26 protein-coding genes are annotated in these 26,079 nt (G+C 71.0%); 14 read left to right on the top strand and 12 right to left on the bottom strand.

Translation table 11 applies throughout. The features are described from left to right. Positions 1-316 (bottom strand): dTDP-4-dehydrorhamnose 3,5-epimerase (gene rfbC / locus J7U37_RS21170; protein ID WP_247636995.1); only part of this gene is annotated, 316 nt, incomplete at its 3' end. A gap of 272 nt (positions 317-588) precedes the next feature. On the opposite strand from rfbC, the gene J7U37_RS21165 reads away from it, so the two are divergent. Then, the gene (locus J7U37_RS21165) at positions 589-1,170 is read left to right on the top strand and encodes a hypothetical protein (protein WP_247636994.1); all 582 of its coding nucleotides are present in this window, start codon (positions 589-591) and stop codon (positions 1,168-1,170) included. A gap of 15 nt (positions 1,171-1,185) precedes the next feature. Here J7U37_RS21165 and hpxZ read toward each other — a convergent pair whose 3' ends face one another. The 5 genes from hpxZ to J7U37_RS21140 all read right to left on the bottom strand — a co-directional run bounded on the left by hpxZ (position 1,186) and on the right by J7U37_RS21140 (position 5,630). After that, complete coding sequence (gene hpxZ / locus J7U37_RS21160; RefSeq protein WP_056480768.1) at positions 1,186-1,566, bottom strand: oxalurate catabolism protein HpxZ; 381 nt, start codon at positions 1,564-1,566, stop codon at positions 1,186-1,188. 11 nt (positions 1,567-1,577) lie between these two features. After that, the gene (locus J7U37_RS21155) at positions 1,578-2,954 is read right to left on the bottom strand and encodes an AtzE family amidohydrolase (protein WP_247636997.1); all 1,377 of its coding nucleotides are present in this window, start codon (positions 2,952-2,954) and stop codon (positions 1,578-1,580) included. Between the two features lie 41 nt (positions 2,955-2,995). Then, positions 2,996-3,196 (bottom strand): DUF4089 domain-containing protein, encoded by a 201-nt coding sequence (locus J7U37_RS21150; RefSeq protein WP_247636993.1) that lies wholly within the window; start codon positions 3,194-3,196, stop codon positions 2,996-2,998. 56 nt (positions 3,197-3,252) lie between these two features. Beyond that, the gene (locus J7U37_RS21145) at positions 3,253-4,869 is read right to left on the bottom strand and encodes a regulator (RefSeq protein WP_247636992.1); all 1,617 of its coding nucleotides are present in this window, start codon (positions 4,867-4,869) and stop codon (positions 3,253-3,255) included. An 86-nt stretch (positions 4,870-4,955) separates the two neighbouring features. After that, the gene (locus J7U37_RS21140; protein ID WP_056190582.1) at positions 4,956-5,630 is read right to left on the bottom strand and encodes an isochorismatase family cysteine hydrolase; all 675 of its coding nucleotides are present in this window, start codon (positions 5,628-5,630) and stop codon (positions 4,956-4,958) included. A 578-nt stretch (positions 5,631-6,208) separates the two neighbouring features. Between J7U37_RS21140 and J7U37_RS21135 the strand changes: the two genes are divergently transcribed. The 9 genes from J7U37_RS21135 to xdhC all read left to right on the top strand — a co-directional run bounded on the left by J7U37_RS21135 (position 6,209) and on the right by xdhC (position 18,198). After that, on the top strand, positions 6,209-7,207 hold the full coding sequence (locus tag J7U37_RS21135) for a hypothetical protein (protein ID WP_056190580.1): 999 nt from the start codon (positions 6,209-6,211) through the stop codon (positions 7,205-7,207). Between the two features lie 174 nt (positions 7,208-7,381). After that, entirely contained in the window at positions 7,382-8,743 is a 1,362-nt protein-coding gene (locus tag J7U37_RS21130) for an 8-oxoguanine deaminase (protein ID WP_247636991.1), read from the top strand. Position 8,744: 1 nt separating this feature from the next. Then, positions 8,745-10,349, top strand: coding sequence for an ABC transporter ATP-binding protein (locus tag J7U37_RS21125; protein WP_247636990.1), 1,605 nt, complete (start codon positions 8,745-8,747; stop codon positions 10,347-10,349). Next, a complete protein-coding gene (locus J7U37_RS21120; protein WP_247636989.1) occupies positions 10,339-11,415 on the top strand; it encodes an ABC transporter permease in 1,077 nt (358 codons plus the stop codon). Before J7U37_RS21125 ends, J7U37_RS21120 begins: the two co-directional genes overlap by 11 nt. Continuing rightward, a complete protein-coding gene (locus J7U37_RS21115) occupies positions 11,412-12,353 on the top strand; it encodes an ABC transporter permease (protein WP_247636988.1) in 942 nt (313 codons plus the stop codon). The genes J7U37_RS21120 and J7U37_RS21115 overlap by 4 nt, the downstream gene beginning before the upstream one ends. A 28-nt stretch (positions 12,354-12,381) precedes the next feature. Then, positions 12,382-13,473: a BMP family ABC transporter substrate-binding protein gene (locus J7U37_RS21110; protein WP_247636987.1), complete on the top strand. Its 1,092-nt coding sequence runs from the start codon at positions 12,382-12,384 to the stop codon at positions 13,471-13,473. A 60-nt stretch (positions 13,474-13,533) separates the two neighbouring features. Next, positions 13,534-15,030, top strand: a complete 1,497-nt coding sequence (gene xdhA / locus J7U37_RS21105; RefSeq protein ID WP_247636986.1) for a xanthine dehydrogenase small subunit — start codon at positions 13,534-13,536, stop codon at positions 15,028-15,030. Further along, on the top strand, positions 15,023-17,383 hold the full coding sequence (gene xdhB, locus J7U37_RS21100) for a xanthine dehydrogenase molybdopterin binding subunit (protein ID WP_247636985.1): 2,361 nt from the start codon (positions 15,023-15,025) through the stop codon (positions 17,381-17,383). The genes xdhA and xdhB overlap by 8 nt, the downstream gene beginning before the upstream one ends. Further along, entirely contained in the window at positions 17,380-18,198 is an 819-nt protein-coding gene (xdhC, locus tag J7U37_RS21095) for a xanthine dehydrogenase accessory protein XdhC (RefSeq protein ID WP_247636984.1), read from the top strand. The genes xdhB and xdhC overlap by 4 nt, the downstream gene beginning before the upstream one ends. 21 nt (positions 18,199-18,219) lie before the next feature. Here the strand turns inward: xdhC and J7U37_RS21090 are convergent, their stop codons facing one another. The 3 genes from J7U37_RS21090 to uraD form a co-directional block, all read right to left on the bottom strand. Further along, on the bottom strand, positions 18,220-18,498 hold the full coding sequence (locus J7U37_RS21090) for a hypothetical protein (protein WP_247636996.1): 279 nt from the start codon (positions 18,496-18,498) through the stop codon (positions 18,220-18,222). 118 nt (positions 18,499-18,616) lie between these two features. After that, complete coding sequence (locus J7U37_RS21085) at positions 18,617-18,871, bottom strand: hypothetical protein (RefSeq protein ID WP_247636983.1); 255 nt, start codon at positions 18,869-18,871, stop codon at positions 18,617-18,619. A gap of 319 nt (positions 18,872-19,190) precedes the next feature. Continuing rightward, on the bottom strand, positions 19,191-20,072 hold the full coding sequence (uraD, locus tag J7U37_RS21080) for a 2-oxo-4-hydroxy-4-carboxy-5-ureidoimidazoline decarboxylase (RefSeq protein WP_247636982.1): 882 nt from the start codon (positions 20,070-20,072) through the stop codon (positions 19,191-19,193). Positions 20,073-20,237: 165 nt separating this feature from the next. On the opposite strand from uraD, the gene J7U37_RS21075 reads away from it, so the two are divergent. From J7U37_RS21075 to J7U37_RS21060, 4 genes are all read left to right on the top strand, one after another. Next, positions 20,238-20,726, top strand: a complete 489-nt coding sequence (locus J7U37_RS21075) for a hypothetical protein (protein WP_247636981.1) — start codon at positions 20,238-20,240, stop codon at positions 20,724-20,726. A gap of 524 nt (positions 20,727-21,250) precedes the next feature. Beyond that, positions 21,251-22,561 (top strand): nucleobase:cation symporter-2 family protein, encoded by a 1,311-nt coding sequence (locus J7U37_RS21070; protein ID WP_247636980.1) that lies wholly within the window; start codon positions 21,251-21,253, stop codon positions 22,559-22,561. A gap of 49 nt (positions 22,562-22,610) precedes the next feature. Beyond that, positions 22,611-23,453 (top strand): factor-independent urate hydroxylase, encoded by an 843-nt coding sequence (gene pucL, locus J7U37_RS21065; RefSeq protein ID WP_247636979.1) that lies wholly within the window; start codon positions 22,611-22,613, stop codon positions 23,451-23,453. Positions 23,454-23,847: 394 nt separating this feature from the next. Beyond that, entirely contained in the window at positions 23,848-24,111 is a 264-nt protein-coding gene (locus J7U37_RS21060) for a hypothetical protein (protein ID WP_056190559.1), read from the top strand. Between the two features lie 122 nt (positions 24,112-24,233). On the opposite strand, the gene J7U37_RS21055 is transcribed toward J7U37_RS21060, so the two are convergent. The 3 genes from J7U37_RS21055 to rutC form a co-directional block, all read right to left on the bottom strand. Next, positions 24,234-24,809 carry a flavin reductase gene (locus J7U37_RS21055; RefSeq protein WP_056190557.1) on the bottom strand — a complete coding sequence of 192 codons (576 nt, stop codon included), beginning with the start codon at positions 24,807-24,809 and terminating at the stop codon, positions 24,234-24,236. A 5-nt stretch (positions 24,810-24,814) separates the two neighbouring features. Further along, the gene (gene rutD / locus J7U37_RS21050; RefSeq protein WP_056480799.1) at positions 24,815-25,588 is read right to left on the bottom strand and encodes a pyrimidine utilization protein D; all 774 of its coding nucleotides are present in this window, start codon (positions 25,586-25,588) and stop codon (positions 24,815-24,817) included. Positions 25,589-25,675: 87 nt separating this feature from the next. Continuing rightward, positions 25,676-26,065, bottom strand: coding sequence for a pyrimidine utilization protein C (gene rutC / locus J7U37_RS21045; protein ID WP_056480801.1), 390 nt, complete (start codon positions 26,063-26,065; stop codon positions 25,676-25,678). Between the last annotated feature and the right edge of the window lie 14 nt (positions 26,066-26,079).

Genomic DNA, 26,079 nt, shown 5'->3' with positions numbered 1-26,079 from the left:
CCGCATCGAGCCGCACGGCCACGTGGCGGCCGTAGGTGGGCGAGGCGCGCCGCAGGTCGACGGCCACGTCCAGGATGGCGCCGGCCAGCACGCGGATCAGCTTGGCCTGGGCCATCGGAGGGCGCTGGAAGTGCAGGCCGCGCACGGTGCCCTGCGGGGCGGAGAAGGATTGGTTGTCCTGGATGAAGACGTCGTCGATGCCGCTCGCGGCCAGGATGTCCGCCCGGTAGGTCTCCGAGAACCAGCCCCGCGCATCGCCGAAGCGCGTTGGCACCACGCGCCGCACCGCAGGAATGGTCGTCTCGATCACGCGCATACCCGGATCCTCAGCAGGAGCGTCGAACGGAGAAGAACCGCGACATCAGAATGGCACGCGTTCTAGGCGGGGTTCCATCGGTGGCCGTCAAGGCCCGAGGCGACTTTTTGTTCGAATGCAATCCAGGATTCAAGTCGGGATCGACCGCCCCCGAACCGCGCCGCAGAAGGTGGCCCTGTTTCCGACACAGGATGTCGCGAGACGGGAACCAAGGTTCGATCTCACGGACGTCCCCTCCCCCGGAGGATCGTCCGGATGGATAAGGAGCGACGATGGAGATTCAGGTCACCGCCGGTTCTTGCGGCACCGGTTCGGCTTCCTACGAACTCGGCCTCTTCCGGCTTCCGGATGGAAGCCTGCGCGGCGTCGAGGATCTCGAGGTGCTGATCCTGCCGATTCCGGAGCGTCCGGCGCCCCGGCGCAGCGGCATCGCCCGCGGCCTGCGCGAGGCCTTGGCGGCGACCGGTCCCTTGCCGAATCCCTTGGGTCTGGCCGCCTCCCTCGTGGGCGTCGGCCTGGACGTGCTCGGGGGCGAGGGCCCGAGCCTGTCCGTGGAACTCCGGTTCCGGGATGGCGCCACGGCACTGATCCGGGTGGCGGCCGACATGGCCGCGCAGATCGAGCGCGACCGCGCGGTGGTTCAACACGCCACCCTGCGCCTGTCCCCAGCGCATCTCCCGGTGCCGGACGCCGCGGCCGACGAGGCTCCCCCGGCGGATGGGATCGCGGTGCATTCGGGCGATGAGCGCGCGATCGAAGAGATCGCGCCGGACGACCGCACCCTCGCTTCGCTCTTCGCCTACGAGAAGCGCGGCGGCCGCGTGCGCCGGCTGTCGAAGGCGCTGGACAGCTGAAGCTACGCCGCCCGGTCAGCTCTCGATGACGCTCACATGGGCCGCGACCACCTTCCAGCCGCCGGGGAAGCGGATCCAGGTTTGGCTCTGGCGTCCGATGCGCCCGGGAGCGCTTGACCGGGTGAACAGCGTCATGGCGATCCCCGTATCGGCGCCGTAGGTGGTGATCACGGTGTCCCGGAGGTCGCGGGCGAGGCCCTCGGAAGAGCGCGCCCGGCGGAAGGCCCGGATCGCCTCCATGCCGTAGAGGTTCTCGGCCCCGCCATACCGGATGGTGCGGGGATCGTCGTGGAACAGCGCCTCCAGCGTCGGGACGTCGTTGCCCACCAGTGCCGCCTCGTAGGCCGCGAAGGCGGCTTCCACCTCGGCCTTCACGGCCGGATCGTCGATGATCATCGGGGTTCCGCTCACAGGTTCGCCACGGGGGCCCGGGCGACGCCCGCCCGCTCGAGGTGGTACGCGATCCGCAGGGCGACGTCCTCGCGCCAGGGGGCGGCGATGACCTGGACGCCGAGCGGCAGGCCCGCGTCGAGGCGCACCGGCACCGCCACCACCGGCAGGCCGATGAACGAGATCGGCTGGGTGAACACCCCGATATTGGCCCGCACCGGCAGGGTCACCCCGTCGAGCACGAAGGTGGTCTGGCCCGAGCGGGGGGCGCGGCACGGCGTGGCGGGTGCCAGGATGACGTCGACCTCGCGGAACAGGTCGAGCACCGCCGCCCGGTACCAGCGGCGGAAGCGCTGGGCACGTTCGACCATCGGGGCCGGGATCATCGCCCCGGCGATCAGGCGGTCGCGCACTGCCGGGTCGAAATCCTGGCCCCGCGTCCGCAGGCGGTCGAGATGGAGGGCGGCCCCCTCGGCGGCGGTGATGAGGTAGGCCGCCGCCCGGGCGCGGGCCGCTTGCGGAATCTCGATCTCGCGCGTCGCATCCAGCGCCCGGGCGACGGTCGCCACCGCCTCGAACGCCTCGGCATCGCCGCCGCGCGCGAAGTAGCCGCCCGCCACCGCGACGCGCAGGGTGCCGAGGCCGTCTGCGAGGCGGGAGGCGGTGAACTCGGCCGGCCGCGTGGTGGCGACCGGGTCGTCCGGGTCCGGCCCCTGCATCGCGTCGTAGCTGATGGCGAGATCCCTGACGCTGCGGGCCATAGGCCCGAGATGGTCGAGGCTGCCCACGAAGGGAAAGCTGCCGGCCCGGGTCAGGCGGCCGTAAGTGGGCTTGAGGCCGAAACAGCCGCAGAAGGCCGAGGGCACCCGGATCGATCCGTTGGTGTCCGAGCCGAGGGCGATCGGCACCAGCCCCGCCCCGATGGCGCCGCCGGACCCGCCGGACGAGCCCCCGGACATGTGGCCGAGGGCGTGCGGGTTGCGGGTCGACCCGTCATGCACGTTCTCGCCCGTGAAGTCGTAGGCGTATTCGCCCATGTTGAGGCCGCCGACCAGGATGGCGCCGGCCGCCTCCATGCGGCGGATCAGGGCGGCGTCGCGCGACGCGGGCGCCCGTGCGCGGTTGATCGTCGATCCCGCCCGTGTCGGCAGGCCGGCGATGTCGAACAGGTTCTTGACCGCGAAGGGCACGCCCGCGAGCGGCCCGAGGGGTTCACCGCGGGCACGGGCCGCGTCCAAGGCCTCGGCACGGGCCGCGGCGCGTTCGGGCAGCACATCCGTGAAGGCGTTGACCGCGCCGTCGATGCGCGCGATCCGCGCCAGGCAGGCCGCCACGATGGTGCGCGCGCTCAGCGTGCCGTCGCGAAATGCGCCCGCCAGCGCCTCGGCCGTCATGGTGCCCGGATCGCGGGCCTGCTCCACACCCTCCATGCGGCTCATGCCTCGTAGACCGGGGCGGCGTCCACCGCGTCGACCAGGGGGAATTCGGCCACATGGGCCGCGGCCGCGCGCAGGACCGCGAGGTTGCTGCCGATGGCGCCGATCCAGGTCGGATCGAGAGGAATGGCGAGCAGCCCGGCCGCCGCTTCGATGTAGGCATCGAGGCCGCCGGTCGGCGGTTCGTTGCGCTCCGACATGAGCTTTCTCCCAGTGATGTTTTTGCGTGCCGCCGGGACGCCGCGCGGACGGGGATCTATTCTGCCGCCGCGGCGGCGTGAGTCGCGGGCGGGGTCGACGGCGCGGCCGCCAGGGAGCGGGACGCGGCGTAGAGCAAGGCCGCCACCATCGCGTAAGCAAGCGCCAGGCCGGGCGTCACCGCCACGCCGACCGCCGGTCCGTGCATGAAGCCGAAGAAGGTGAGGACCGCCCCCGCCAGGGCGAAGGCCGCCGCCTTGGCGAAGGCGCGCTCGATGATGAACACCGTGATCGCCCCTAGGATGAGCCCGCCCAGAATCGCGCCTTCGCCGAGGATGCCGAGGCCGGCATAGAGCACGCCGGCCTGCCCGAGCTTGTCGAGGCCCACCGCGGCGGCACTGGTGCCGGCCGCACCCAGCGCCCCATCGATCAGCGTCTTGGCCCAGGCCGCCAGATGGGGCGCGAAGGCGAGTACGATGGCAGGCGCATGGGAATGCGGCGTCTCCTGGAAGGCCTGCGCGCCGATCAGCATGCCGATGTAGAGCAGGATCGGGGCGATCGCGACCACGGGCACGAGGCTGGACAGCAGCGAGACCAGGTTGAGCCAGCACAGCAGCAGGATCACCGCTCCGGTGGCGAAGGAATAGCCGATCCGCCCGCCCATCGCCTTCCAGCCCGGATGGCCGATATAGACCGCGTTGATGAAGGGGTTGCCCATCAGGCAGCCGATCAGGCTGACGACGCCGTCGGCCGTGAGCACGCGGGTGGTGGGATAGGGGTCGCCCGCCACCTCGGCGCTCTCGACGTTGTCCATGGCCTCCACGAGGTCGTAGATGCCGAACGGGATCGCGGTGACCAGGATGATCCCGATGAAGTCGAAGCCCGAGAACACGTGGCCGAGAGCCGGCAACGGCACCGAGAAGCCGATGCCGTGGAGCGCCGCCGCGAGGCCGGGGCCGCTCACCCCGCCGATGTCGAGGCCGAACAGCTTGGCGCCCCAGGCGATTCCCATCCCGAACAGGATGGCAACGAGGCCCGCCGGCAGGCGGCCGGGATAGCGCAGGCCCCCGAACCAGGCGAGCAGGATGATGGCGAAGGCCACCACGCCGATCACCGGCGTGGTGATGAGTTCGAGCGCCGGGCGCATGGCGATGAAGGTGACGGAGACGCCGGCGAGCGTGCCGAGCAGCGCCGCCCGCGGGGTGATCCGGCGGATTGCCGGGGCGGCAAAGCCGCCGATCATCAGGATAAAGCTCTGGATGAAGACCCAGGCGAGCCCCGCCTCCCAGGCTTTCACCGGATCGCCGGTGGCGAGCTTGATCGGCAGCATGATCACGAAGACCACGATGAACATGTGCGGCACGCTGATGCCGGAGGGCAGCGCGCAGACGTCGTTGCGCCCAGTCGCCGCGGCTAGCCGATAGGCGAGCCAGCCGTAATAGGCAGTCGAGAGGCAGAGCATCAGTCCGATGGCCGGCAGGATGCGCCCGAACGTGATGGCGTCGGGCATGCCCAGCACGAAGCGCAGCAGGCCGGTGAGCACCAGGAGGTTGACCAGGATGTTGGTGCCGAAGCCGAAGAAGGCGTTCCAATCCCCCGGCACCCACAGGCTCGGCCCGTGGCGTCGCCCGATACCGGATGTCGCTGGCCCCGTTCCGTCCGCGCCCGCCGCCATGATCGAGGTCCTTCCTGCTGGTATGCCGCGCCCGCGTGCCGGGACGATGATCCGGTCGCGTCGTGAGACCGGGGCTGCGCCCGCGCCTAGCGCGCGCCGGCGAGGGCTTCGACCACCGCATCCGAGGACGTGACCCAACCGAAGATGCCGCCCTGGGCGGCGATCATCGCGAGGCCGACTCGGTGGAATTCAGGGCAGTAGGAGGCGCAGCCATCGCCGATCGCGATGCAGCGATAGCCGCGGTCGTTGCCCTCGCGGATGGTGGTGTGCACGCAGACCTCGGTGGTGACCCCGCAGACCAGCAGGGTCGCGATCCGGCGGGCCGACAGGACGGCCCCGAGATCGGTGGCGTAGAAGGCGCCCTTCCCGGGCTTGTCGATGACCACCTCGCCCCGGATCGGCGCCAGTTCGGGCACGATGCCGTGACCCGGCTCGCCGCGGATCAGGATGCGGCCCATCGGACCCGGCGCGCCGATGCGCGCGGTGGGCGTCCCTCGTTCCAGCTTGGCCGGCGGCGCATCGGAGAGGTCGGGCTTATGGCCCTCGCGCGTATGCACGATGAGGAGGCCGGCGTTTCGTGCGGCGGCCAGCACCGACCGGATCGGCGGCACCGCCGTCTGCAGCAGGCTCACGTCGTTGCCGAGGGTCTCGCCGAAGCCGCCGGGCTCCAGGAAGTCCCGCTGCATGTCGATGATCACCAGCGCGGTGGTCGCCGGATCGAAGGAGGCAGGGGCAGGTTCGGCCGCGATGACGGGACGCATGATCGGGGCACCGGGCCGGAGGAGTCTCGACCCGGGCGGGGCGGCGTCGTGTCCGGCCCCGATCTCGAATCTCCGGTGATCATGGATCCAAGCTCTGCCGGAGACACGCCCAAATGATGCGCGGCGCTGCATCCTTGCCGTGCAGGTTGCGCCGCGCTTGTCCGCCCCTCGGCGCGCCCAGCGTGACGGTACCTGTCCGCCGGGACACGCGGGGGGGGGGGCAGTCCACGCGACCCGGTGCCTTCGCCAGCCGGCCGGGACGCCGCGGAACGGACGGTCCGGGGCGCGTGCCACAAGGCCATGGACGCTCGAGCCGTGGACGCTCCAATGCCTAACGATAATGCAACCCTGGCTAGAAATTAGACCATCTGGTCCGACTATCATTTGGCGCGTGGCGTTTCCAGGGCGCGAGCGGCCCGGTGTGCGGGACGGCGCAGGTCCGTTTCCGTAGGGGAGCGCGCCAGGATTGTTGCATTTTTGTATCACCCCGCCTGGTTGCGTGGACGGGCCGGCCGGATGGCACATCGGTTGCGGTCATTTGCCCCAACGGATGCTTAAATCCGAGGGGGACGTTATCGATGATCACGACATTCACACGACCGCTGCTGGCTGCCACGCTGAGCCTCGCCGCCCTGGTGCCGGCCCTGGCCGCAGACCTCACCAAGGAGAAGGCGCCGATCGCACCCGTGGTGGTGCCGTCCGGGTTCTTCCTGTTCTCCGATACGCAGATCAGCTACCGCTACCAGTTCCCGGCTGCCAGTCCCGGCGCCCAGGTCCAGCGGTCCGACGGCAGCTTCCGCAACCAGGACGCGCCCAAGCACATCCTCAACCTCTCGCATGCGGATGCCTGGGCCTACGGCACCAACTTCTTCACCCTCGACATCCTGAAGTCGGGGTCGCAGTTCCCGGCGGGCACCACCGATGGTTTCGGCGTGCCGACCTACTTCGAATACGGGAACACCGAGGCCTACGGCCTCTATCGCGGAACCTTGAGCCTGAACGCCCTGACGGGGACGAAGGCCTTCGTGGTGCCCGGCATCATCAAGGATGTGTCGCTCGCCTTCGGCTTCGATGCCAATGCGCAGAACGACGCCTTCGGCTCCAAGAAGCGCGACGTGGTCGGCGGCCTGAACTTTGCCTTCGACGTCCCGGCCGGCTTCCTCAGCGCCTCGGTCCATGCCTACAAGGAGTGGAATCGCAACGGCTTCAACGTCGCCCCGAACCGGGATACCAGCTTCAACACGGTCCCGGAATTCGAAATCGTCTACAGCTTCCCGCTGGCCTTCACGGGCCTGCCGCTCAGCATCGCGGGCTTCAACAACATCGTCCTGCCCAAGGGGCGTGGCGTGAGCGATCCGTCCGCCTTCGCCTCCAACCCGAAGACGGGCCTCGAATTCCTGTCGCGGACCAACCTGGTCCTCGACGTCGGCAAGCTGATTTACAACCAGCCGAACCGGGTCGACGTCTTCATCGGCTTCCAATACTGGCTCAACAAATTCGGCAACGTCGAGCGCGCCAACTTCAAGGGGACCGAAGAGAAGAGCTTCCTGGCCGGCGTCTCCTTCCACGTGTTCTAAGGGTAGGCTCCAACGGCAGGCGCCTTCTCACAGGACAGGCACCTTGATCGATGGTCTGCAGGCGAGGTCTGCAGACCATGACCTGAACGACGAGGCCGGACCGCCGTCCGGCCTCCCGATTTCCGGGCGGGCTAGGGTGAGGGCCGGTCCGCACCGAGGGAACACCGGATCAGCATGGTCGAAACCCCCGCGACGCGACGAGTCTGGATCCGCAACCCGCTGGCGATCCTGGCGCTGGATTCCGGCGGCGGCCTCGTCGTCGCAGGTACCCGCATCGTCGAGCGCGTGCCCGCGGGCGGCACGCCCGCCGCGCCCGTCCACGAGACCTTCGACGCCAGCCGCCACGTGGTCGTGCCCGGCCTCATCAACACCCACCACCACTTCTTCCAGACGCTCACCCGCGCCCACCCGGTGGCGATCAACAAGCCGCTCTTCCCGTGGCTGAAAGCGCTCTACACGGTCTGGGACAGGATCACCCCCGAGGCGTTCCGGCTGGCCACCCGGCTCGCTTACACCGAGCTGCTGCTCTCCGGCTGCACCACGGCCGGCGACCACCATTACCTGTTCCCCAAGGGCCTCGAATCCTCCGTCGACATCCAGGTCGAGGAGGCCGGCCCCCTCGGTATCCGGGCCTTCGTCACCCGCGGTTCGATGAGCTTGTCGGTGCGCGACGGCGGCCTGCCGCCCGAATGCCTGACGCAGGACGACGACACCATTCTGGCCGACAGCGAGCGGGTGCTGCGTCTGTTCCACGACCCCAAACCGGGCGCGATGGTGCAGATCGGGCTGGCCCCGTGCTCGCCCTTCAACGTCACCAAGCGGCTGATGCGCGAGAGCGCGGCCCTGGCGGACGCCCACGATTGCCGCCTGCACACCCATCTCGGCGAGACGCTGGACGAGGACCGCTACTGCGTCGCGATGTTCGGCCAGCGCCCGGTGGACTACCTCGAGGAGGTGGGCTGGATGGGGCCGCGCACTTGGCTCGCCCACGGCATCCACTTCAACGACGCGGAGGTGAAGCGCCTCGGTGCGGCCGGCGTCGGCGTGTGCCACTGCCCGACCTCGAACATGACCCTGGCCTCGGGCCAGTGCCGGACCTGCGAATTGGAGGCGGCCGGCTCGCCCGTCGGCCTCGGGGTCGACGGCTCGGCCTCCAACGACAGTTCGAACCTGATGGAGGGCGTGCGCCACGCCCTGATGATCAACCGCCTGACCTACGGCGCCGAGGCCGTCACCCATCTCGACGCCCTGCGCTGGGCGACCGAGGGCTCCGCCGCCTGCCTCGGGCGCAGCGACATCGGCCGGATCGCGGAGGGCTGCGAGGCGGATCTGGCCCTGTTCACCCTCGACGAGCTGCGCTTTTCCGGCGCGCACGATCCCCTCGCGGCCCTGGTACTGTGCGGCGCCCACCGGGCCGACCGGGTGATGGTGGCAGGCTCCTGGCGGGTCATCGACGGCCAGCCCCTCGGGATCGAGACCGGCCAGTTGCGCGAGGCCCATACCCGCCTCGCCCACGCGCTGTTCGGAGCGCTCTAGCGTGGTCCCCGTCGTCCCCCCTGTCCGCACGGAGGGGCCGACACCCCTCTTCGGCGCCTATGGCATCGTCAAGCGCTTCGGCGCCTTCACGGCCAATGACGGCATCGATCTCGAGATCCGGGCCGGCGAGATCCACGCCCTGCTGGGCGAGAACGGCGCCGGCAAGTCGACCCTGATGAAGATCCTGTACGGGCTCCTGGAGCCCACCGAGGGGGTGGTGACCCATCGGGGCGACGTCGTGCGCCTCGCCCATCCGGAGGCCGCCCGCGCGCTGGGCATCGGCATGGTGTTCCAGCACTTTTCGCTCTGCGAGAACCTGACGGTCGCCGAGAACATCGCGCTGGTGATGCCCAAGGGTCTGAGCGGCCGGACCCTGAAGGCCCGGATCGCGGAGGTCGGGTCGACCTACGGCCTGCACCTCGACCCTGACCGGCCGGTCTGGTCGCTCTCGGCCGGCGAGCGCCAGCGCATCGAGATCATCCGCTGCCTGCTGCAGGACCCCAAGCTCGTGATCCTCGACGAGCCGACCTCGGTGCTGACCCCGGGCGAGGCCGAATTGCTGTTCACCGTGCTGGAGCGCCTGCGCGACGAGGGCCGGGCGCTGCTCTACATCTCGCACCGCCTCGACGAGGTGCGCCGGCTGTGCGCGCGTGCCACCATCCTGCGCGGCGGCCGGGTGGTGGGGGCCTGCGACCCCCGCGCCGAGACCGCCCGGTCCCTCGCCGCCATGATGGTGGGCGTCCAAGTGCGTGAGGTGAAGCCACCTTCCGGCGTGGCGACCGGGCCGGAGCGCCTAGTCCTGTCCGGGCTCACCCTCCCCGCCCCCGGCCTGCACGGCACCGCCCTCGACGGCATCTCCCTCAGCGTGCGCGGCGGCGAGATCGTCGGCCTCGCGGGGATCGCCGGCAACGGGCAGGCGGAGCTGTTCGATGCCCTCTCGGGCGAGACCCTGGCGCCGGAGGCCGGCATGGTGCGGTTCGACGGCGTCGCTTCGGGGCGCCTCGGCATCACCGCCCGGCGGCGGGGCGGCGGCGGTTTCGTGCCGGAGGAGCGCAACGGCCACGGCGCGGCCCCGACCCTGAGCCTGTCCGACAACGCGATCCTGTCGCGCCACGCCACCGCAGGCTTGAGCCGCTTCGGAGTCCTGCGCCGCGCCGCCGCCAAGGCCCTGGCCCGGGACGTGATCGCGGCCTTCGACGTGCGCAAGGCGGGACCCGATCCCGCCGCCGGAACGCTGTCGGGCGGCAACCTGCAGAAATACCTGATGGGGCGCGAGATCCTGGCCGAGCCCGGCATCCTCGTGGTCAACCAGCCGACCTGGGGCGTCGACGCCCTCGCGGCCGCCCATATCCGGCAGGCGCTCCTCGATCTCGCTTCCCGCGGCGCCGCCGTGCTGGTGATCAGCCAGGACCTCGACGAATTGTTCGAGATCGCCGGCCGCATCGCCGTGCTGCACGACGGCACCCTGTCGCCGCCGGTGCCGGCCGCCGAGACCACCCGCGAGGCCCTGGGGCTGCGCATGGGCGGGGCGAACCCCGCGGAAGCCGCCGAGGGTTCGGTGGCGGGCGCGCCGGATCACGCCCGGGAGCCGGCCCATGCGCATTGACCTGACCCCGCGCACCAACCGGTCGGCCCTGATGGACGCGCTCTCGCCCATCCTGGCCTTCCTGGCCGCGCTGGTGGTGGGCGGGCTCGTGGTGGCCGTCATGGGCCGCTCGCCGGCCGCCGCCTTCGTCACCTACTTCGTGGCGCCCCTGAGCGAGGTCTGGTCGCTGCAGGAGGTGGCCGTCAAGGCCGCGCCGCTCGCCCTCATCGCCACCGGCCTGGCCTTCTGCTACCGCGCCAACATCTGGAATATCGGGGCCGAGGGACAGTTCGTCGTCGGCGGCCTGTTCGGCGGCTGGATCGGCGTCGCCATCCACGGATCGCCCGGCGATCCCCTCTGGGTGCTGCCCCTGATGCTCCTCGTCGGCACGGGGGCCGGCATGCTCTACGGGCTGATCCCGGCCCTCCTCAAGGTGCGCCTCGGCGTCTCCGAGATCCTCACCAGCCTGATGCTGGTCTACGTGGCCGAACTGCTGCTCGACTACATGGCGCGCGGCCCGCTGCGCGATCCGGCCGGCTTCAACTTTCCCCAGAGCGTCACCTTCGATGACGCCGCCCGCCTGCCCTACCTGATGGAGGGCGGCACCCTCCATGCCGGCGTCGCCATCGCGCTGGCGGTGGTGGTCCTCGCCACCCTGGTTCTCGGCCGCACCCTGTTCGGCTTCACCGTGCGGGTGGTGGGGGCGAGCCCGCGCGCGGCGCGCTTCGCCGGCTTCAGCGACGGGCGCCTGACGCTCGCGGTCTTCGCCGTCTCCGGGGGGGCCGCGGGACTGGCCGGAATCTGCGAGGTGGCGGGCCGGATCGGCCAACTCCAGCCGTCGATTTCGCCGGGCTACGGCTTCACCGCCATCATCGTGGCGTTCCTCGGGCGGCTGTCCCCGATGGGAATCCTGGTGGCGGCCCTGGTCATCGCCCTCACCACCATCGGGGGCGAGGGCGCGCAGATCGACCTGAAGCTCCCCCTCGACCTGACGCGGGCCTTCCAGGGCCTGCTGCTCGCCCTGGTGCTCGGGGCCGACGCCCTGTCGCGCTACCGGGTCCGCCTCGTGCCGGGAGCGACCGCATGACCATCCACGGCGTCAGCCTCGATATCGTCCAGATGGTGCTCATCACCATCGTGGCCGCCGCCACCCCGCTGATGATCGCGGCGCTCGGCGAACTCGTCGCCGAGCGCGCGGGCGTGCTCAACCTCGGCGTCGAGGGCATGATGGTGCTGGGCGCCGCCGCCGGTTTCGCGGTGGCGGTGGAGACCGGCTCGACGCTGCTCGGCGCGCTGGCGGGGGCCGGGGCGGGCCTCGCCCTCTCGGCCCTGTTCGGACTTCTCACGGTGGTGCTGAGCGCCAATCAGGTCGCCTCCGGTCTCGCCATGACAATCCTGGGGCTCGGGCTCTCGGGCCTCGTCGGCGCCTCCTATGTCGGCCTCAAGCGCGATCCGGCCCCGCACCTGTCCGTGCCGGGTCTTACCGATCTGCCCGGCCTCGGCGGCCTGCTCTTCGGGCAGGACGGCTTCGTCTACTTCGCCTTCGCGCTGGCGGCCGGGGTGTGGTGGTTCCTGTGGCGCACCCGCGCCGGCCTGATCCTGCGGGCCATCGGCGACGACCACACCGCCACCCACGCGCTGGGCCTGCAGGTCCGCAAGGTGCGCGTCCTCGCGGTGCTGTTCGGCGGGGCCTGCGCGGGGCTGGCCGGGGCCTACCTGTCGCTATCCTACACCCCGTTCTGGGCGCCCGCGATGACGGCCGGGCGCGGCTGGATCGCCCTGGCCCTCGTGGTCTTCGCCTCCTGGAATCCGCTCCGGGCGGTGGCCGGCGCCCTGCTGTTCGGCGGCGCCACGGTGCTCCAGCTCAATGCCCAGGCGGCCGGCCTCGGCCTGCCGGGGCAGCTGCTCTCCGCCCTGCCCTACCTCGCCACCATCCTGGCCCTGGTCTTGCTCTCTCTCGGCAGGCGCCAGGGCGGCTCCCTCGCCCCGGCGGCCCTCGGCCGCGTCTTCACCCCGCACCGGTAGACGTGCATTCTGGAAGGATATCGGAACGATGCGGATCGTGCAGGGTGCCCTGGTGGCCGTTCTCACCCTCGGACTCGGGGCCGCGCAGGCCCCGGACGCGCACGCGCAGGAGAAGAAGCCCGGCGAGAAGCTGAAGGTCGGCTTCGTCTATGTCGGGCCGGTGGCCGATTACGGCTACTCGTACCAGCACGACCAGAGCCGCAAGGCCCTCGCCGCCGCGCTGGGCGACAAGGTCGAGACCAGCTTCCTCGAGAACGTGCCGGAGGCCGACAGCGAGCGGTCCATCGAGAGCTTCGCCCGCTCCGGCTACGGACTGGTCTTCACCACCTCGTTCGGCTTCATGGAGCCGACCCTGAAGGTCGCCAAGAAGTTCCCCAAGGTGAAGTTCGAGCACGCCACCGGTTACAAGCGCGCGCCCAACGTCTCGACCTACTCGGCCCGCTTCTACGAGGGCCGCTACGTCTGCGGGGTGATCGCCGGGCGCCTCTCGAAGACGGGCACGCTGGGCTACATCGCCTCGTTCCCGATCCCCGAGGTGGTGAGCGGCATCAACGCCTTCATGCTCGGCGCCCAGTCGGTGAACCCCGACATCAAGATCAAGATCGTCTGGGTCAACACCTGGTTCGACCCGGGCAAGGAGGCCGAGGCCGCCAAGGCGCTGCTGGCCCAGGGCGCCGACATCCTGTCGCAGCACACCGATTCCGCTGCGCCGTTGCAGGAGGCCGAGAAGCAGGGCAAGCTCGCCTTCGGACAATCGTCGGACCAGATGCGTTTCGCCCCGAAGGCCCAGCTCACCTCGATCGTCGACGACTGGGACGGCTACGTCATCGGCGAGGCCAAGGCCGTCCTGGACGGCACCTGGAAGAGCCACGACACCTGGGGCGGCATCAAGGACGGCATGGTCGTGCTGGCGCCCTTCGCCAACATGCCCGACGACGTGAAGGCCCAGGCCGAGGCCACCAAGACGGCGATCGCGAACGGCACGCTCCTGCCCTTCCACGGCCCCGTCTTCAAGCAGGACGGCACCGAGGCGGTGAAGGCCGGCGAGAACGCCCCCGACCCGATGATCCTCGGCATGAACTGGTACGTGAAGGGCATCGCCGACACGCTGCCGCGCTAGGGCCGTCGCGAACCGACCCGTGGGGGAGCGAGGAACCGGCGTTCGAACACGAGAGGCCGCATGAGACACGCGATCCGCTTCCTCCTCGGCCATAAGGCGCGCACGATCGAGGCCTGCGATCCGACCCTGACGGTGCTCGACTGGCTGCGCGGCCCCGAGCGGCTGGTCGGCACCAAGGAGGGCTGCAACGAGGGCGATTGCGGGGCCTGCACGGTGGTGGTGGTGCGCCCCGAGGGGCCGCCCGGCGCCGAGCGCCTGCGCTACCGCACGGTCGATGCCTGCATCACCTTCCTGGGCATGCTCGACGGCTGCCAGCTCCTCACCGTGGAGCACCTGCGTGGGAGCGACGGCACGCTCCACCCGGTCCAGCGCCTGATGGTGGAGGAGCACGGCTCGCAATGCGGCTTCTGCACGCCGGGCTTCGTGATGTCGCTGTTCGCCATGACCAAGGATTGGCCCGCCGCGGCCGGGGAAGTCTGGACCTCCGCGAGCCCCATCGACGATGCCCTCGCGGGCAATCTCTGCCGCTGTACCGGCTATGCCCCGATCGTGCGCGCGGCCGAGCGGGCGCTGGCCCTGCCGGAAGCGGATGCCTTCGACGCCGCCCACGACGCCACCCTCGCCCGGCTGCTGGCCTTGCGCGACGACGAGACCGTTGCGGTCTCCGGGCCGAAGGGCCGCTTCTTCGCCCCGGCCACCATCCAGGCGCTCGTCGATCTCATGGCCGAGCACCCCCAGGCGACGATCGTGGCCGGCGCCACCGATGTCGCCCTCTGGGTGACCAAGGGCCTGCGCGTGCTCGACCCGGTGATCTGGCTCGGGCGGGTGCGAAGCCTGCGCGTCGTGGGCGAGGCGCCCGATCACCTGTATCTCGGAGCCGGCGTGAGCCTCGCCGAGGCCGGCACGCATCTCGCCGGACTGCATCCGGATCTCGGCGAACTCTTCCGCCGCCACGGTGCCGCCCAGACCCGCAATGCCGGCACCCTCGGCGGCAACATCGCCAACGGCTCCCCCATCGGCGACGCGGCGCCGGCCCTGATCGCCCTCGGGGCAGGCCTCCATCTCATCGGCCGGGGAACCGAGCGCGAGATTCCCCTCGCGGATTTCTTCGTCGCCTATGGCCGGCAGGACCTGCGCCCGGGCGAGTTCGTCGCCGGGGTGCGGGTGCCGAGACTCGGCCCGAAGGCGATCTTCCGCGCCTACAAGATTTCGAAGCGCTTCGACGAGGATATCTCGGCGGTCCTCGGCGCCTTCCGGCTGACGCTCGACGGCGGCACGATCGAGGAAGCCTGCATCGCCTATGGCGGCATGGCCGGCACCCCGAAGCGGGCCGTCCAGGCCGAGGCCGCGCTGGTGGGGCAAGCCCTCGACGCCGCCGTGATCCCGGCCTTCAAGGCCGCACTCGCGCAGGACTTCACCCCGCTCACCGACATGCGGGCCTCGGCCGGCTACCGCCTCAAGGTCGCCGGCAACCTGATCGAGCGCCTGATTCACGAGAGCGCCCCGGAGGCGCCGGAAACCCGCTTGGCGAGGGTGGGAGCACTGGCTCATGCTTGATCGCACGCCCCCTGCCCCGAAGGCGGACGACCGGATCGCGGGCGGCGCCCACACGCCGCGCATCCACGACAGCGCCGCCCGCCACGTCGGCGGTTCGGCGATCTACATCGACGACATGGCCGAGCCGGCCGGCCTGCTGCATGTCTGCCTGGGCCTGAGCGAACGCGCCCATGCCCGCCTGGTCTCGGTGGATCTCCACCCCGTGCGCAGTGCCGAGGGCGTGGTCGCGGTGTTCACCGCCGCCGACGTCCCGGGCGTCAACGACATCTCGTCCTCGCACCGGAACGACGAGCCGATGCTGGCCGAGGACACGGTGTCGTATGTCGGCCAGCCGATCTTCGCGGTGGCGGCCCTGACCCGCGATGCGGCCCGCCGCGCCGCCCGCCACGCCGTCATCGCCTACGAAGACCGCGCGCCCGTCCTGACCTACCGGGAGGCCCGGGCGGACGGCACGCTGGTCTGGCCGCCCATGACCCTGACGCGCGGCGATTCCGACGCGGTGCTGGCGGAGGCTCCCGGCATCGTCCGGGGCCGGATGGCCATCGGCGGCCAGGAGCACTTCTACCTCGAGGGCCAGATCGCGCTGGCCATTCCGGGCGAGGACGACGAGGTCACGGTCTACACCTCGACCCAGCACCCCTCGGAGGCCCAGGCCCTGGTCGCCAAGGTGCTGGGCACGGTCAATTCCGCGGTGACGGCCGAGATCCGCCGGATGGGCGGCGGCTTCGGCGGCAAGGAGAGCCAGTCGAACCTGTTCGCCTGCGTGGCGGCCCTGGTGGCCAAGACGACCGGACGCGCCGCCAAGATCCGGCCCGACCGCGACGACGACATGATCATCACCGGCAAGCGCCACGATTTCGAGGTCGATTACCTCGTCGGCCACGATGCCGCGGGCAAGATCCTGGCGGTCGACATGCAACTCGCCGCCCGCTGCGGCTGGGCCGCCGACCTGTCGGGGCCGGTCACCGACCGCGCCCTGTTCCACGCCGACAATTGCTATCACTACCCGGCGGTGCACCTGACCTCGCGCCCCTACCGCACCCACACCCAGTCCAACACCGCCTTCCGGGGCTTCGGCGGCCCGCAGGGCATGGTGGCGGCCGAGCGGGTGATCGAGGAGGTGGCCTATGCCTGCGGCCTCGACCCGTTGGAGGTGCGCAAGCGCAATTTCTACGGCACCGAGACCGACAACGTCACACCCTACCACCAGACCATTTCCGACAATTGCATCCGGGATTTGGTGGCCAAACTGGAAGTGGATTGTGAGTATGCTGGGCGCCGCGCGGCCCTGCATGCGGCGAATGAAGCGAGCCCGGTGATCAAGCGCGGCATCGCCCTGACGCCGGTGAAGTTCGGCATCTCCTTCACCTCGACCGCCTACAACCAGGCCGGCGCCCTGGTGCACATCTACAATGACGGTTCGGTCGGCCTGAACCACGGCGGCACCGAGATGGGCCAGGGGCTCTACGTCAAGGTTGCGCAGGTGGTGGCGGAGGAATTCCAGATCGATGCCGACCGGGTTCGCATCACCGCGACCACGACCGGCAAGGTGCCCAACACCTCGGCCACCGCCGCCTCGTCGGGGGCGGATCTCAACGGCATGGCGGCCCGCGCGGCCGCCCAGACCCTGAAGGACCGCCTCGTCGCCTTCGCGGCCGAGGCCTGGAGCGTCGCGCCCGAGACGGTGCTGTTCCTGCCCAACCGGGTCCGGGTCGGCAACCAGGAGATCGCCTGGGCCGAGCTGATCCACAAGGCCTACCTCGCCCGCGTCCAGCTCTCGGCCACGGGCTTCTACAAGACCCCGACCATCCACTGGGACCGCGATGCCGGCCGGGGCCACCCGTTCTACTATTTCGCCTACGGCGCGGCCTGCGTGCAGGCGGCGGTGGACACGCTGACCGGCGAATACCGGATCGAGCGGGCCGACATCCTGCACGATTGCGGCCGCTCCCTGAACCCGGCGGTGGACCGGGGCCAGATCGAGGGCGGCTTCATCCAGGGGCTGGGCTGGCTCACCACCGAGGAATTGTGGTGGGACGGCAAGGGCGCCTTACGCACCCATGCGCCGTCCACCTACAAGATCCCGACCTGCGGCGACCGCCCGCGCATCTTCAACGTGGCCCTCTACGAGAACGCGAATCGCGAGGCGACGATCTACCGCTCGAAGGCGGTGGGCGAGCCGCCGCTGATGCTCGGCATCGCCGGGCTGCACGCCCTGTCGGACGCGGTGGCGAGCGTCGCCGGGCACCGGCACTGCCCCCGCCTCGACGCCCCGGCGACGCCCGAACGCGTCCTCGACGCCGTCGAGCGGATGCGGACCCTGGCGGACCATCCGCGAACCGCGCAGCCGTGAGCCTCAACCCGTCGGAGGCGCTGTCGGAAACCCTGGCGGGCGCCCTCGCGGCGGGCGAGCCGGCGGCCCTCGTTACCCTGTCGGAGGCGCGGGGCTCGACGCCGCGCGCCGCCGGCACCGCCATGCTGGTGATGCCCGGCCGGGTCGTCGGCACCATCGGGGGCGGCACCTACGAATGGGCGGGCATCGCCCGGGCCCGGCAACTCCTGGCGGCGGGCGAGCGGGAGGCCACCCTGCCGATGCCGCTCGGGCCGGAGACCGGACAATGCTGCGGCGGGCACGTCACCCTGACGATCGTCCGGGCCGGGGCCGAGACGTGCGCGAGCCTCAGCGGCCGGGAGGCCGAGGGAGCGGCGCGGGCGCCGTGGGTGCTGATCTACGGCGCCGGCCATGTCGGGCGCGCCCTGGCGCTGGCCCTCGACCCGCTGCCGTTCCGCACCCGGATCGTCGACGACCGGCCCGGGGAGATCGCCCGCGTCGAGGGCGCCCGCATCCTCCGGGAGGTCGGCTCGGCCAGTGCCGTGGCCGAGGCCGCGCCGCCGGGGGCCGCGCACGTGGTGCTCACCCACAGCCACGCCCTCGACAGCCTGATCTGCGCCAGCCTTCTGGAGGCCAACAGCTTCGCGTATCTCGGCCTGATCGGATCGGCCACCAAGCGGGCGACCTTCCTCAGTGCCTTCCGGGCGATGGGGCTCGACGCGGCCGCCCTCGACCGCCTCGTCTGCCCGATCGGCGGCAGGCCGGTGCGCGACAAGCGCCCGGCCGTCATCGCCGCCCTGGTGGCGGCCGAACTGATCGGCGTCTTTGCGGGCTGATCTGGAGGCTCGACCGGCCGATCAGGGACGCGCCGGCGGGACGTTCGCTCCGCGTGCGGGCATCGACTCGGCAGGCATGGACTCGGCAGGCATCGACTCGGCCGCAATGCCGCCGGCCCGGGGCGGGACCGGGATCGCGTCGCCGCTGCGGAACGCCTCGGCCTCGTTGCGGGGGCCTGCCCGGCCCTCGGTGCCGCCCGGCGCGGTGGCGGCATCCATGCCGGCCGGCGCGCCGGCGCCCTGGGCCAGGGCCACCCCGGCGAGGCCGAGCGACAGGGTCAGGACGGTGATCAAACGGATCGGGGTGGGCTGGATCATGGCAGGCTCCAGAATTCGCAAGGAGGCGGAGAGCGTCGCGCGATGTCGCGTCGGGCTTTCGGAAAGGTCGGCGTTCGGCGCGGCTTCGGCGGAAACGGGCTCAGCGGTGACGTTTGTGCCGGGGTGCCCGGTGCCGGATCGCCCGGTGCCGGATCGCCCGGTGTCGGAGGGCCGCGCGTCCGCGCAGGCCGCCGGGGGCCGTGACCCGGGACTGGCCGCCGGGAGCGATCAGGGTGCCCTGGGCCCGGGGCGCCGGCGTCAGCATGAACAGGCCGGCCGTGACGAGCGCGGCCGCGAGGCTCCGCCCGAGCATTCCAACGCTTGCAAACCGGCGATTCAGGAACAGCTGCGGCACATCACGTCCTCCCGCGAGCCCGGCGCCCGCATGATCGAAGATGGTCCTGGCAAAGGACGTGCCGGACCGGCCCGACATCACCGAGGCTTGTTCCGCGCATCTCGACGTCTGCGCACGCGTGCCGGAGGTCTTCAGGATGGTGCCGGTCGATATCTTGCGCGGATCGGGCGGGATCGATGATGGCTGCTTCGCTCGGCAACGGATCGACCGGATGGCGAAGCCCGGGCGCTCCCCGTCGGGACAGCGCATCCCAAAGAGCGCAGGATTCGGGTGCTCAGAAGTCCAGTGCTCAGAAGTCCGGGGCTCAGGAGTCCGGGGCTCAGCTGCCCCGATAGGTCTGGTAGCTCCACGGGCTCGCCACCAGCGGCACGTGATAGTGCCCCTCCGGCTCGGCGACGCCGAAGCGCAGCGTCACGATGTCGAGGAAGGGCGGTTCGGGCAGGCCCGGTTGGGTCGCCCGGAAATGGTCGCCGATGTGGAAGCGCAGCTCGTAGGCGGCGATCGGCACCGGACGGTCGGCGATGAAGGGCGCGTCGGTGCGCCCGTCCGCGTTGGTCACGGCCCGGGCGATGAGGGCGGTCTCGGTGTCGGAGACCCATTCGTGCAGTTCCACCGCCACGCCCGACGCCGGCCGTCCCGCCGCGGTGTCGAGGATGTGCGTCGAGATCCGCCCGGTGGTGCGCAGGGCGCCCGGCCCTTCGACCAGCGCACCGAGGCGGATCGCGGCGATGCGGAACACCTCCGCCAGGGCGGTGGCGCGCTCGGTCTCGGCGTCGGAGGCGAGGCGCGCCGCGAAGGCGCGCAGGAGCGAGGCGCGGCCGTGGCGCCGGATGCAGAGGATGAAGGGAAACCCGAAGCGCGCCACGTAGGCCGCGTTCAGCGCCGCGAACCGCGCGTATTCCGCCTCGGACAGGCGGTCGAGCCCGGCCGAGGCCTGCTCGGCGATCGAATCGGGGGCGATCCGCCCGTCGCGGGCGGCGCGGCCCGCGAGTTCGGGGTGGCCGGTCAGCAGGCCGAGGCGCGCCGCCTCGGGAGCGGCCTCCACCGCGGCTCGCATGGCGGCGAGGAGCGCCGTGACCGTGGGAAATGGGCGCTGCCCGGCCGCCGCCTCGGCGACCCAGGGCGCGTGCTCGAACACCGCCCCGAGGGCATCGACGAACGCCGCGGGCGAAGCCCGGTTCAGGTCGTCGAGAATCGGCATTGGAATCTTTCCTGCTCGGGGCCGGTTTCGGCAGGCCGGCATAGCAGGCAACGGGCCATCCGGCGCGCGTGGCGCTCGCCAGGGCCGCGGAAATGTGGTCTTGCGCGCGATCCTGCCCGCCGGGCGAAGTCCGCTCGGTCCGCTGGACCATGAGACGAGGGCGCCATGATCCGCAAGACGCATCTTCCGCCCGACGCGACCCTGCTCCAGGTCGCGGGCGATCTCGCCGCGCCGGAGGAGTACCTGCGCCGCCTGCTCGGCAACATGCGCTTCTGCCAGAAGCGGCACGGCGACGCCCGGGTGCGCATCGGCGTGACCGGCAAGCAGAAAGGCAAGGGGTTCAGCCCCTCGTACCGGATCGACTATCACCAGGACGGAGTCGAGACGGTGTTCAACGGCTTCGGCGGCACCTCGCACAGCGCCTTCACCGAGACCAATGTCCGCGAGACCAACTGGAGCCGGGGCCATGCCACGATCCAGGAGGTCCAGCGCCTCTACGACGAACTTCGCAAAAGCGATTCGCACAAGGGCGACCCAAAAACGGACGGCGCGAGCCGGCAAGACGCGAGCCGGCAAGATGGAAGCCGGGACAACGTGAGCCGGGACAACGTGAGCCGGGACGACGTGACTCAAAGCGTGCCGCGCGAATCCTGACCTTCCGTCAGGCGGCCCGACAGGCAGGGCCGCGATCCAGGCCGCGATCGGGCGCCCGCCCGGGCGCGGGTGTCCCCGCCCCCGGGCGGAGTAGGGTTCAGCAATCCCGCGTGTGGGTCGTGCACGAATCCTGGGTCTTGTTGCCGTCGGCGGCCGGCGATGCACCGGGGACGCCGGTATTGCCCGATCCGCCGCCCATCTCCCCGGCCTTCAGCATCTCGCCCTTCCGCATCTCTCCCGCCGTGCCGGCCGGCGACGTGCCGGACGGGGCGGGGCCGCCGGACCGGTGCGCGGCCTCGGATGGTGCCGCGTGATTTCACCCGGTCGTATGGGGCCGCCCTTCCGGGGGACGAGGCCTTGGGCTGGCATGTGGCTTGCGGACCCGGACTGCCGCGGCCTTCCCGGGCGCGCGCGAGACGAGGGACCGTCGCGTGGATCACAGCTCTTCCGCATCCGGCTCTTCTTCAACCCCCGCGTCGTCCCAGCCCGGTCCAGCCGGCCGCTCCGCGCCCACCGCCCCACCATTGGCCCTCCTGCTTCTCGGGCTTCAGCACGTGCTGGTGATGTATGCCGGCGCCGTCGCGGTGCCGCTCATCGTCGGGCGCGCCCTCAAGCTCCCGCCCGAGCAGGTGGCGATGCTGGTCAGCGCCGACCTGTTCGCCTGCGGCCTCGCCACCCTGATCCAGAGCTGGGGCCTGCCCGGCATCGGCATCCGCATGCCGGTGATGATGGGCGTGACCTTCGCGGCGGTGACGCCGATGATCGCCATGGGCACCAGCCCGGATCTCGGGCTCACGGGCATCTACGGGGCGGTCATCGTCGCGGGCCTGTTCGCCCTTCTGGCGGCGCCCCTGGTCGGGCGGCTGCTGCCCCTGTTTCCCCCGGTGGTGACCGGCACGGTGATCCTCGTCATCGGCATCTCGCTGATGCGGGTGGGCGTGAACTGGGCCGCCGGCGGCCTCGGCAACCCGGCCTACGGGGCGCTGCTCTATCTCGGCATCGCGCTGTTCGTCCTTCTCGTCATCCTGGGCCTCACCCGCTACACCCGCGGCTTCGTCGCCTCGGCCTCGGTGCTCATCGGCATCGTGGTCGGCATGGGGGTCGCGGGCGCCTTCGGCCTCGTCGACCTGTCGCGGGTGGCCACGGCGCCGTGGTTCGACGTGGTGCGGCCCTTCGCCTTCGGGGTGCCGAAGTTCGATCTCGTGGCCAGCCTCACCCTCTGCCTCGTCATGGTGGTGGTGATGATCGAATCCACCGGCATGTTCCTGGCCCTGGCCGAGATCACCGGCGAGACCGTGGACGAGGCCCGCCTGATCCGAGGCCTGCGCGCCGACGGCCTCGGCACCGTGCTGGGCGGGGTGTTCAACACCTTCCCGTACACCTCGTTCTCGCAGAACATCGGCCTCGTCGGCGTCACCGGCGTGCGCTCGCGCGTCGTCACGGTGATCGGCGGCGTGGTGATGCTCGGCCTCGGGCTGGTTCCGAAGCTGGCGGCCCTGGTGGAGGCTGTGCCGCCCTGCGTCCTGGGGGGAGCCGGGCTGGTGATGTTCGGCATGGTGGCGGCCACCGGCACACGCATCCTCGGCGCGGTCGATTTCGCCGCCAACCGCAACAACCTGTTCATCGTCGCGGTCTCGGTCGGGTTCGGGCTGATCCCCCTGGTGGCGCCGGCCTTCTTCAAGCAGATGCCGGACGTGCTGCATCCGCTGCTGGAATCCGGCATCCTGCTGGCGGCCCTGTCGGCGGTCGCCCTGAACCTGTTCTTCAACGGTCTCGGCAGCCGGGATGGCGCCCGGGCCGAGGCCGCCCGCCTCGCCCATGCCGCCGAAGCGTGAGCCGCCGGACCCGGTCCGGGAGACCATCGATCGTGAGAGGACCCGCACCATGGCGCTGACGAAGGCACGATACGGCAAGGGCCGCGTGCGGGTGCTCCGGCTGGTGCGCGGGGACGCGCGCCACAGCGTGCGCGAACTCACCCTGACGGTGCTGCTGGAGGGCGATTTCGGCGCCGCCTGGACGTCGGGCGACAACCGGCAGGTGATCGCCACCGACAGCATCAAGAACATCGTCAACATCACCGCCGCCCAGCAGGTCGAGGCGGAGACCGAGGCCTTCGTGGGCCATGTCGCCGACCTGTTCCTGGAGCGCTACGCGCAGGTCGCCACCGTCACCATCGAGGCGCTGGAAACCCGTTGGCTGCGCCGGACCATCGCGGGGGCGCCGCACGCCCACACCTTCACCCTCGACGGCAACGGCGCGCCCTTCGTCCGCCTCGTCGCCGACCGGTCCGGCGCGGTGCTGCAATCGGGCCTGCGCGGCTACACCCTGATGAAGACCACGGAATCCGGCTGGGCCGACTTCGTCGACGACGCCTTCCGGACCCTGCCCGACACCCACGACCGCATCTGCGCCACCAGCATGGACGCGACCTGGACCTGGACCGCGCCGCCGGCCGACCCGGTGACGGCCAACGCGGCCATCCTCGACACGATGATCACGGTCTTCGCCACCACCTACAGCGCCGGCGTGCAGGACAGCATGTACCGCATGGGCGAGGCGGTGCTGGCGGCCCGGCCGGACATCGCCGAGATCCACTTCGCGATGCCCAACAAGCACTACATCCCGATGAACCTGGCGCCCTTCGGCATCGCCCATGGAGGCCAGGTCTTCCTGCCCACCGACGAGCCGCACGGCCAGATCGAGGCCACCCTGGCGCGCGACGGCTAACCGCCGCGAAGCCGAGCCTCCTGTTGGGCGCCGATCCGTGCTTCAGACCTCGGTTCGCCCGGGGGCCGGGCCGGCGTTTCGCGTGCCGAAGCCGAGAAATCCAGCTGTCCGGGTGCGGATTCGCACGCGGCGTCCAGAACCATGCCAGATCCGCCGCGATGCCGCAGAAAACGGCGATGTTCGATCAAGTGCCCGGAGCGAATAAGGAATTTTTCAAGACTTCGAGCACATCGGCGGGCGATGAGCGTTGGAGTTCGTGCCGCTTTGCTCATCCTTGATGCACACTCCTCAAGCAGCGTGTGTTGTTTTCGGCGCCATACGCGCACAGATTGCAGGAACCGGAACGCACCGCCTCGCGTCTCTGCGACACGCGTTCCAATCGAGGATTCCTGCCATGACCCATCGTCGCCTCACCACTGCGGTTTCCGCCACCCTCGCCATCGCCCTGGGCCTGTCCGCCTCGGGCGCCGTCGCCCAGAGCTACAACGCACCCGCCGGCATCCCGGCCGCCGTGGCTCCGGGTGGTCTCGAGGGACGGGCCGCCGCCCACAACCTGCACGCACTGCGCCGGAGCCACGGCGATACGATCGTTCAGCGGAACGTCACGGGCGATCTGACCACCGGTTCGGTCCGCGCTCCCCGCGCCGACCGCTGGTAAGTCCCGGTCCCGATCCTGAGGATGGCCGGTGTTCCCAGGCGGGGCGCCGGCCTTCGTCGTTCCGGAAGCGGAGCGGTTTTTGATGCGCCGGAGTCTCTGCTTCGCCAGAGGACGGAGGCCGTTCAGGCCGCGGCTTCGCGCGGGGCTTCGGGCGGGGCTTCGGGGCTGAGCGGCACGGTGTGATAGCGCCGGTCGGCGTAGACGAGGCCGTGCCCGTCGCCGGGCTCGGCCAGGCCCACCACCTCGCAATAGAGGACGTCGTGGGTGCCGACCGGGTGCCGGCCGACGATGCGGCAATCGAAGGCCGAGAGGGCTCCGGGGAGGGCCGGAGCGCCGGTCACGAGGGTGGTCCAGGTGGCGGCGGCAAAGCGCGTCTCCATCGGGGTGCGCCCACCGAAGGCCGTGGCGATTCCGGATTGCTCCGCCGCCAGGGTGTTCACGCACAGCACGTCGTTGGCGCTCACCGCCGCATAGGCCGAGGACGACCGGTTGATGCAGACCAGCAGCGTCGGCGGCCCGTCGCTGACGCTGCACACCGCGGAGGCGGTGAAGCCGGCCCGGCCCCCGTCCCCGTCGGTCGTGATGAGGTGGACGGCGCCGGCCACGCGCGCCATCGCGCCGCGATAGGCGTCGGCCTCGACGCCGGGCAGGTTTGCCGCGCCGGGGAAATCTGCCGCGCTGGGGTTCGTCTGGCTCATGGGGATCACTCCTGGGATGCGAGGAACGCCACGAGCGTCCGGTTGAAGGCGTCGGCGCGGGTCACGCTGTGGGCGTGGCCGCCGCTCGGCACCCGGTCGAGGCGCGCGTTGGGCAGCCCCCGCGCCAGAGCCTCCGAGCACAGATAGGGCACCAGCACGTCGTCCTCCGCCGCCATGACGAGGGTCTCGTGCGCGATGCCTGGGAGATCCACCGTCAGGTCGAAGGCTTCCAGCGCCGCGATCCGAGCCAGCACCGTGTCGCGCCCGGGGAAATGCGCCAGGGCGTGCGCCTCGTCCTCGGCCACGCGGTCCGCGTGCTCGGACAGCCAGGCCGCCGGGTAGAGGAAGATGGCCTGCGCCCGGACATAGGCCTCCGGGCTCTCGGCCAGCAACACCTTGCGGGCGGCAAAGCAGCGCCTCGTGGCGGAATCCGCCCGGGCCCAGCCGTTGATCACGACGAGGCGGCCGACCCGGTCCGGATGGGTGCGGGCGAGTTCGAGGCCGATCAGCCCGCCGAGCGCGTGCCCGACGATGTCGCAGCGCTCGGACCCGCAGGCATCCATCACGGCGAGGGCGTCGCGCGCCATGGCGGCGATGTCGTGCCCGGGCTCCAGGGGCCCGCCCGAGCGGCCGGTGCCGCGATGGTCGTAGGTGATCACGCGCAAGCGCGCGGTCAGCGCGTCCATCTGCGGCGCGAAGTAGCCGGCCGAGCCGCCGAGCCCCGGGGAGAGCAGGACCGTCCGGGCGCCGGAGCCCTGGACCGCGTGATGGATCGCCATCGATGCCTCACGAGAATGGGTCAGGAGGAATGCCTCGGGCAGGATGAGGCTTGAACGAAGGACGAGGCTTCAGCGAAGGATGAGGGCTCAGGCCTTGCCCACATGCGCGACCGAGGCGATCTCCACCAGCGCGTCGGGCTTCACCATACCGCACTGGATGCAGTAGCGCGCCGGCTTCTCGCCGGGAAAGTACGTGGCATAGACCGTGTTGATGGCGGCGTAATCGGCCCAGTCCTTCAGGAAGATGTGGTTGAAGGTGATGTCGTCCATGGTGCCGCCGGCGGCGGTGACCACGCCCTTGATGGTCTCCAGCACGTGCCGGGTCTGCGCGGCGGCATCGCCCACGTGGACGACGTTCGCCTCCGCGTCGAGGGGCAGCGTGCCCGAGACGTAGAGCACGCCGTCGGCCAGCGTACCGGGCACGTAGGGCGCCAGCGGCTTGCCGGTGCCGGGCGGAATGATCACGGTCTTGGGCATGGTCGGAGGTCTCC

Origin of the sequence: Methylobacterium sp. 37f (genome assembly GCF_023093475.1) — a bacterium.
GTDB lineage: Bacteria > Pseudomonadota > Alphaproteobacteria > Rhizobiales > Beijerinckiaceae > Methylobacterium.
The sequence above is the reverse complement of the archived record's forward strand: the minus strand, read 5'-3'. Positions and strand labels throughout refer to the sequence as shown.

Excerpts from the sequence above, each read along its gene's own strand:
- J7U37_RS21165 (WP_247636994.1), top strand. The coding sequence starts at position 589 with ATGGAGATTCAGGTCACCGCCGGTTCTTGCGGCACCGGTTCGGCTTCC.
- hpxZ (WP_056480768.1), bottom strand. The coding sequence starts at position 1,566 with ATGATCATCGACGATCCGGCCGTGAAGGCCGAGGTGGAAGCCGCCTTC.
- J7U37_RS21155 (WP_247636997.1), bottom strand. The coding sequence starts at position 2,954 with ATGACGGCCGAGGCGCTGGCGGGCGCATTTCGCGACGGCACGCTGAGC.
- J7U37_RS21150 (WP_247636993.1), bottom strand. The coding sequence starts at position 3,196 with ATGTCGGAGCGCAACGAACCGCCGACCGGCGGCCTCGATGCCTACATC.
- J7U37_RS21145 (WP_247636992.1), bottom strand. The coding sequence starts at position 4,869 with ATGGCGGCGGGCGCGGACGGAACGGGGCCAGCGACATCCGGTATCGGG.
- J7U37_RS21140 (WP_056190582.1), bottom strand. The coding sequence starts at position 5,630 with ATGCGTCCCGTCATCGCGGCCGAACCTGCCCCTGCCTCCTTCGATCCG.
- J7U37_RS21135 (WP_056190580.1), top strand. The coding sequence starts at position 6,209 with ATGATCACGACATTCACACGACCGCTGCTGGCTGCCACGCTGAGCCTC.
- J7U37_RS21130 (WP_247636991.1), top strand. The coding sequence starts at position 7,382 with ATGGTCGAAACCCCCGCGACGCGACGAGTCTGGATCCGCAACCCGCTG.
- J7U37_RS21120 (WP_247636989.1), top strand. The coding sequence starts at position 10,339 with ATGCGCATTGACCTGACCCCGCGCACCAACCGGTCGGCCCTGATGGAC.
- J7U37_RS21115 (WP_247636988.1), top strand. The coding sequence starts at position 11,412 with ATGACCATCCACGGCGTCAGCCTCGATATCGTCCAGATGGTGCTCATC.
- J7U37_RS21110 (WP_247636987.1), top strand. The coding sequence starts at position 12,382 with ATGCGGATCGTGCAGGGTGCCCTGGTGGCCGTTCTCACCCTCGGACTC.
- xdhA (WP_247636986.1), top strand. The coding sequence starts at position 13,534 with ATGAGACACGCGATCCGCTTCCTCCTCGGCCATAAGGCGCGCACGATC.
- xdhB (WP_247636985.1), top strand. The coding sequence starts at position 15,023 with ATGCTTGATCGCACGCCCCCTGCCCCGAAGGCGGACGACCGGATCGCG.
- uraD (WP_247636982.1), bottom strand. The coding sequence starts at position 20,072 with ATGCCGATTCTCGACGACCTGAACCGGGCTTCGCCCGCGGCGTTCGTC.
- J7U37_RS21075 (WP_247636981.1), top strand. The coding sequence starts at position 20,238 with ATGATCCGCAAGACGCATCTTCCGCCCGACGCGACCCTGCTCCAGGTC.
- pucL (WP_247636979.1), top strand. The coding sequence starts at position 22,611 with ATGGCGCTGACGAAGGCACGATACGGCAAGGGCCGCGTGCGGGTGCTC.
- J7U37_RS21060 (WP_056190559.1), top strand. The coding sequence starts at position 23,848 with ATGACCCATCGTCGCCTCACCACTGCGGTTTCCGCCACCCTCGCCATC.
- J7U37_RS21055 (WP_056190557.1), bottom strand. The coding sequence starts at position 24,809 with ATGAGCCAGACGAACCCCAGCGCGGCAGATTTCCCCGGCGCGGCAAAC.
- rutD (WP_056480799.1), bottom strand. The coding sequence starts at position 25,588 with ATGGCGATCCATCACGCGGTCCAGGGCTCCGGCGCCCGGACGGTCCTG.
- rutC (WP_056480801.1), bottom strand. The coding sequence starts at position 26,065 with ATGCCCAAGACCGTGATCATTCCGCCCGGCACCGGCAAGCCGCTGGCG.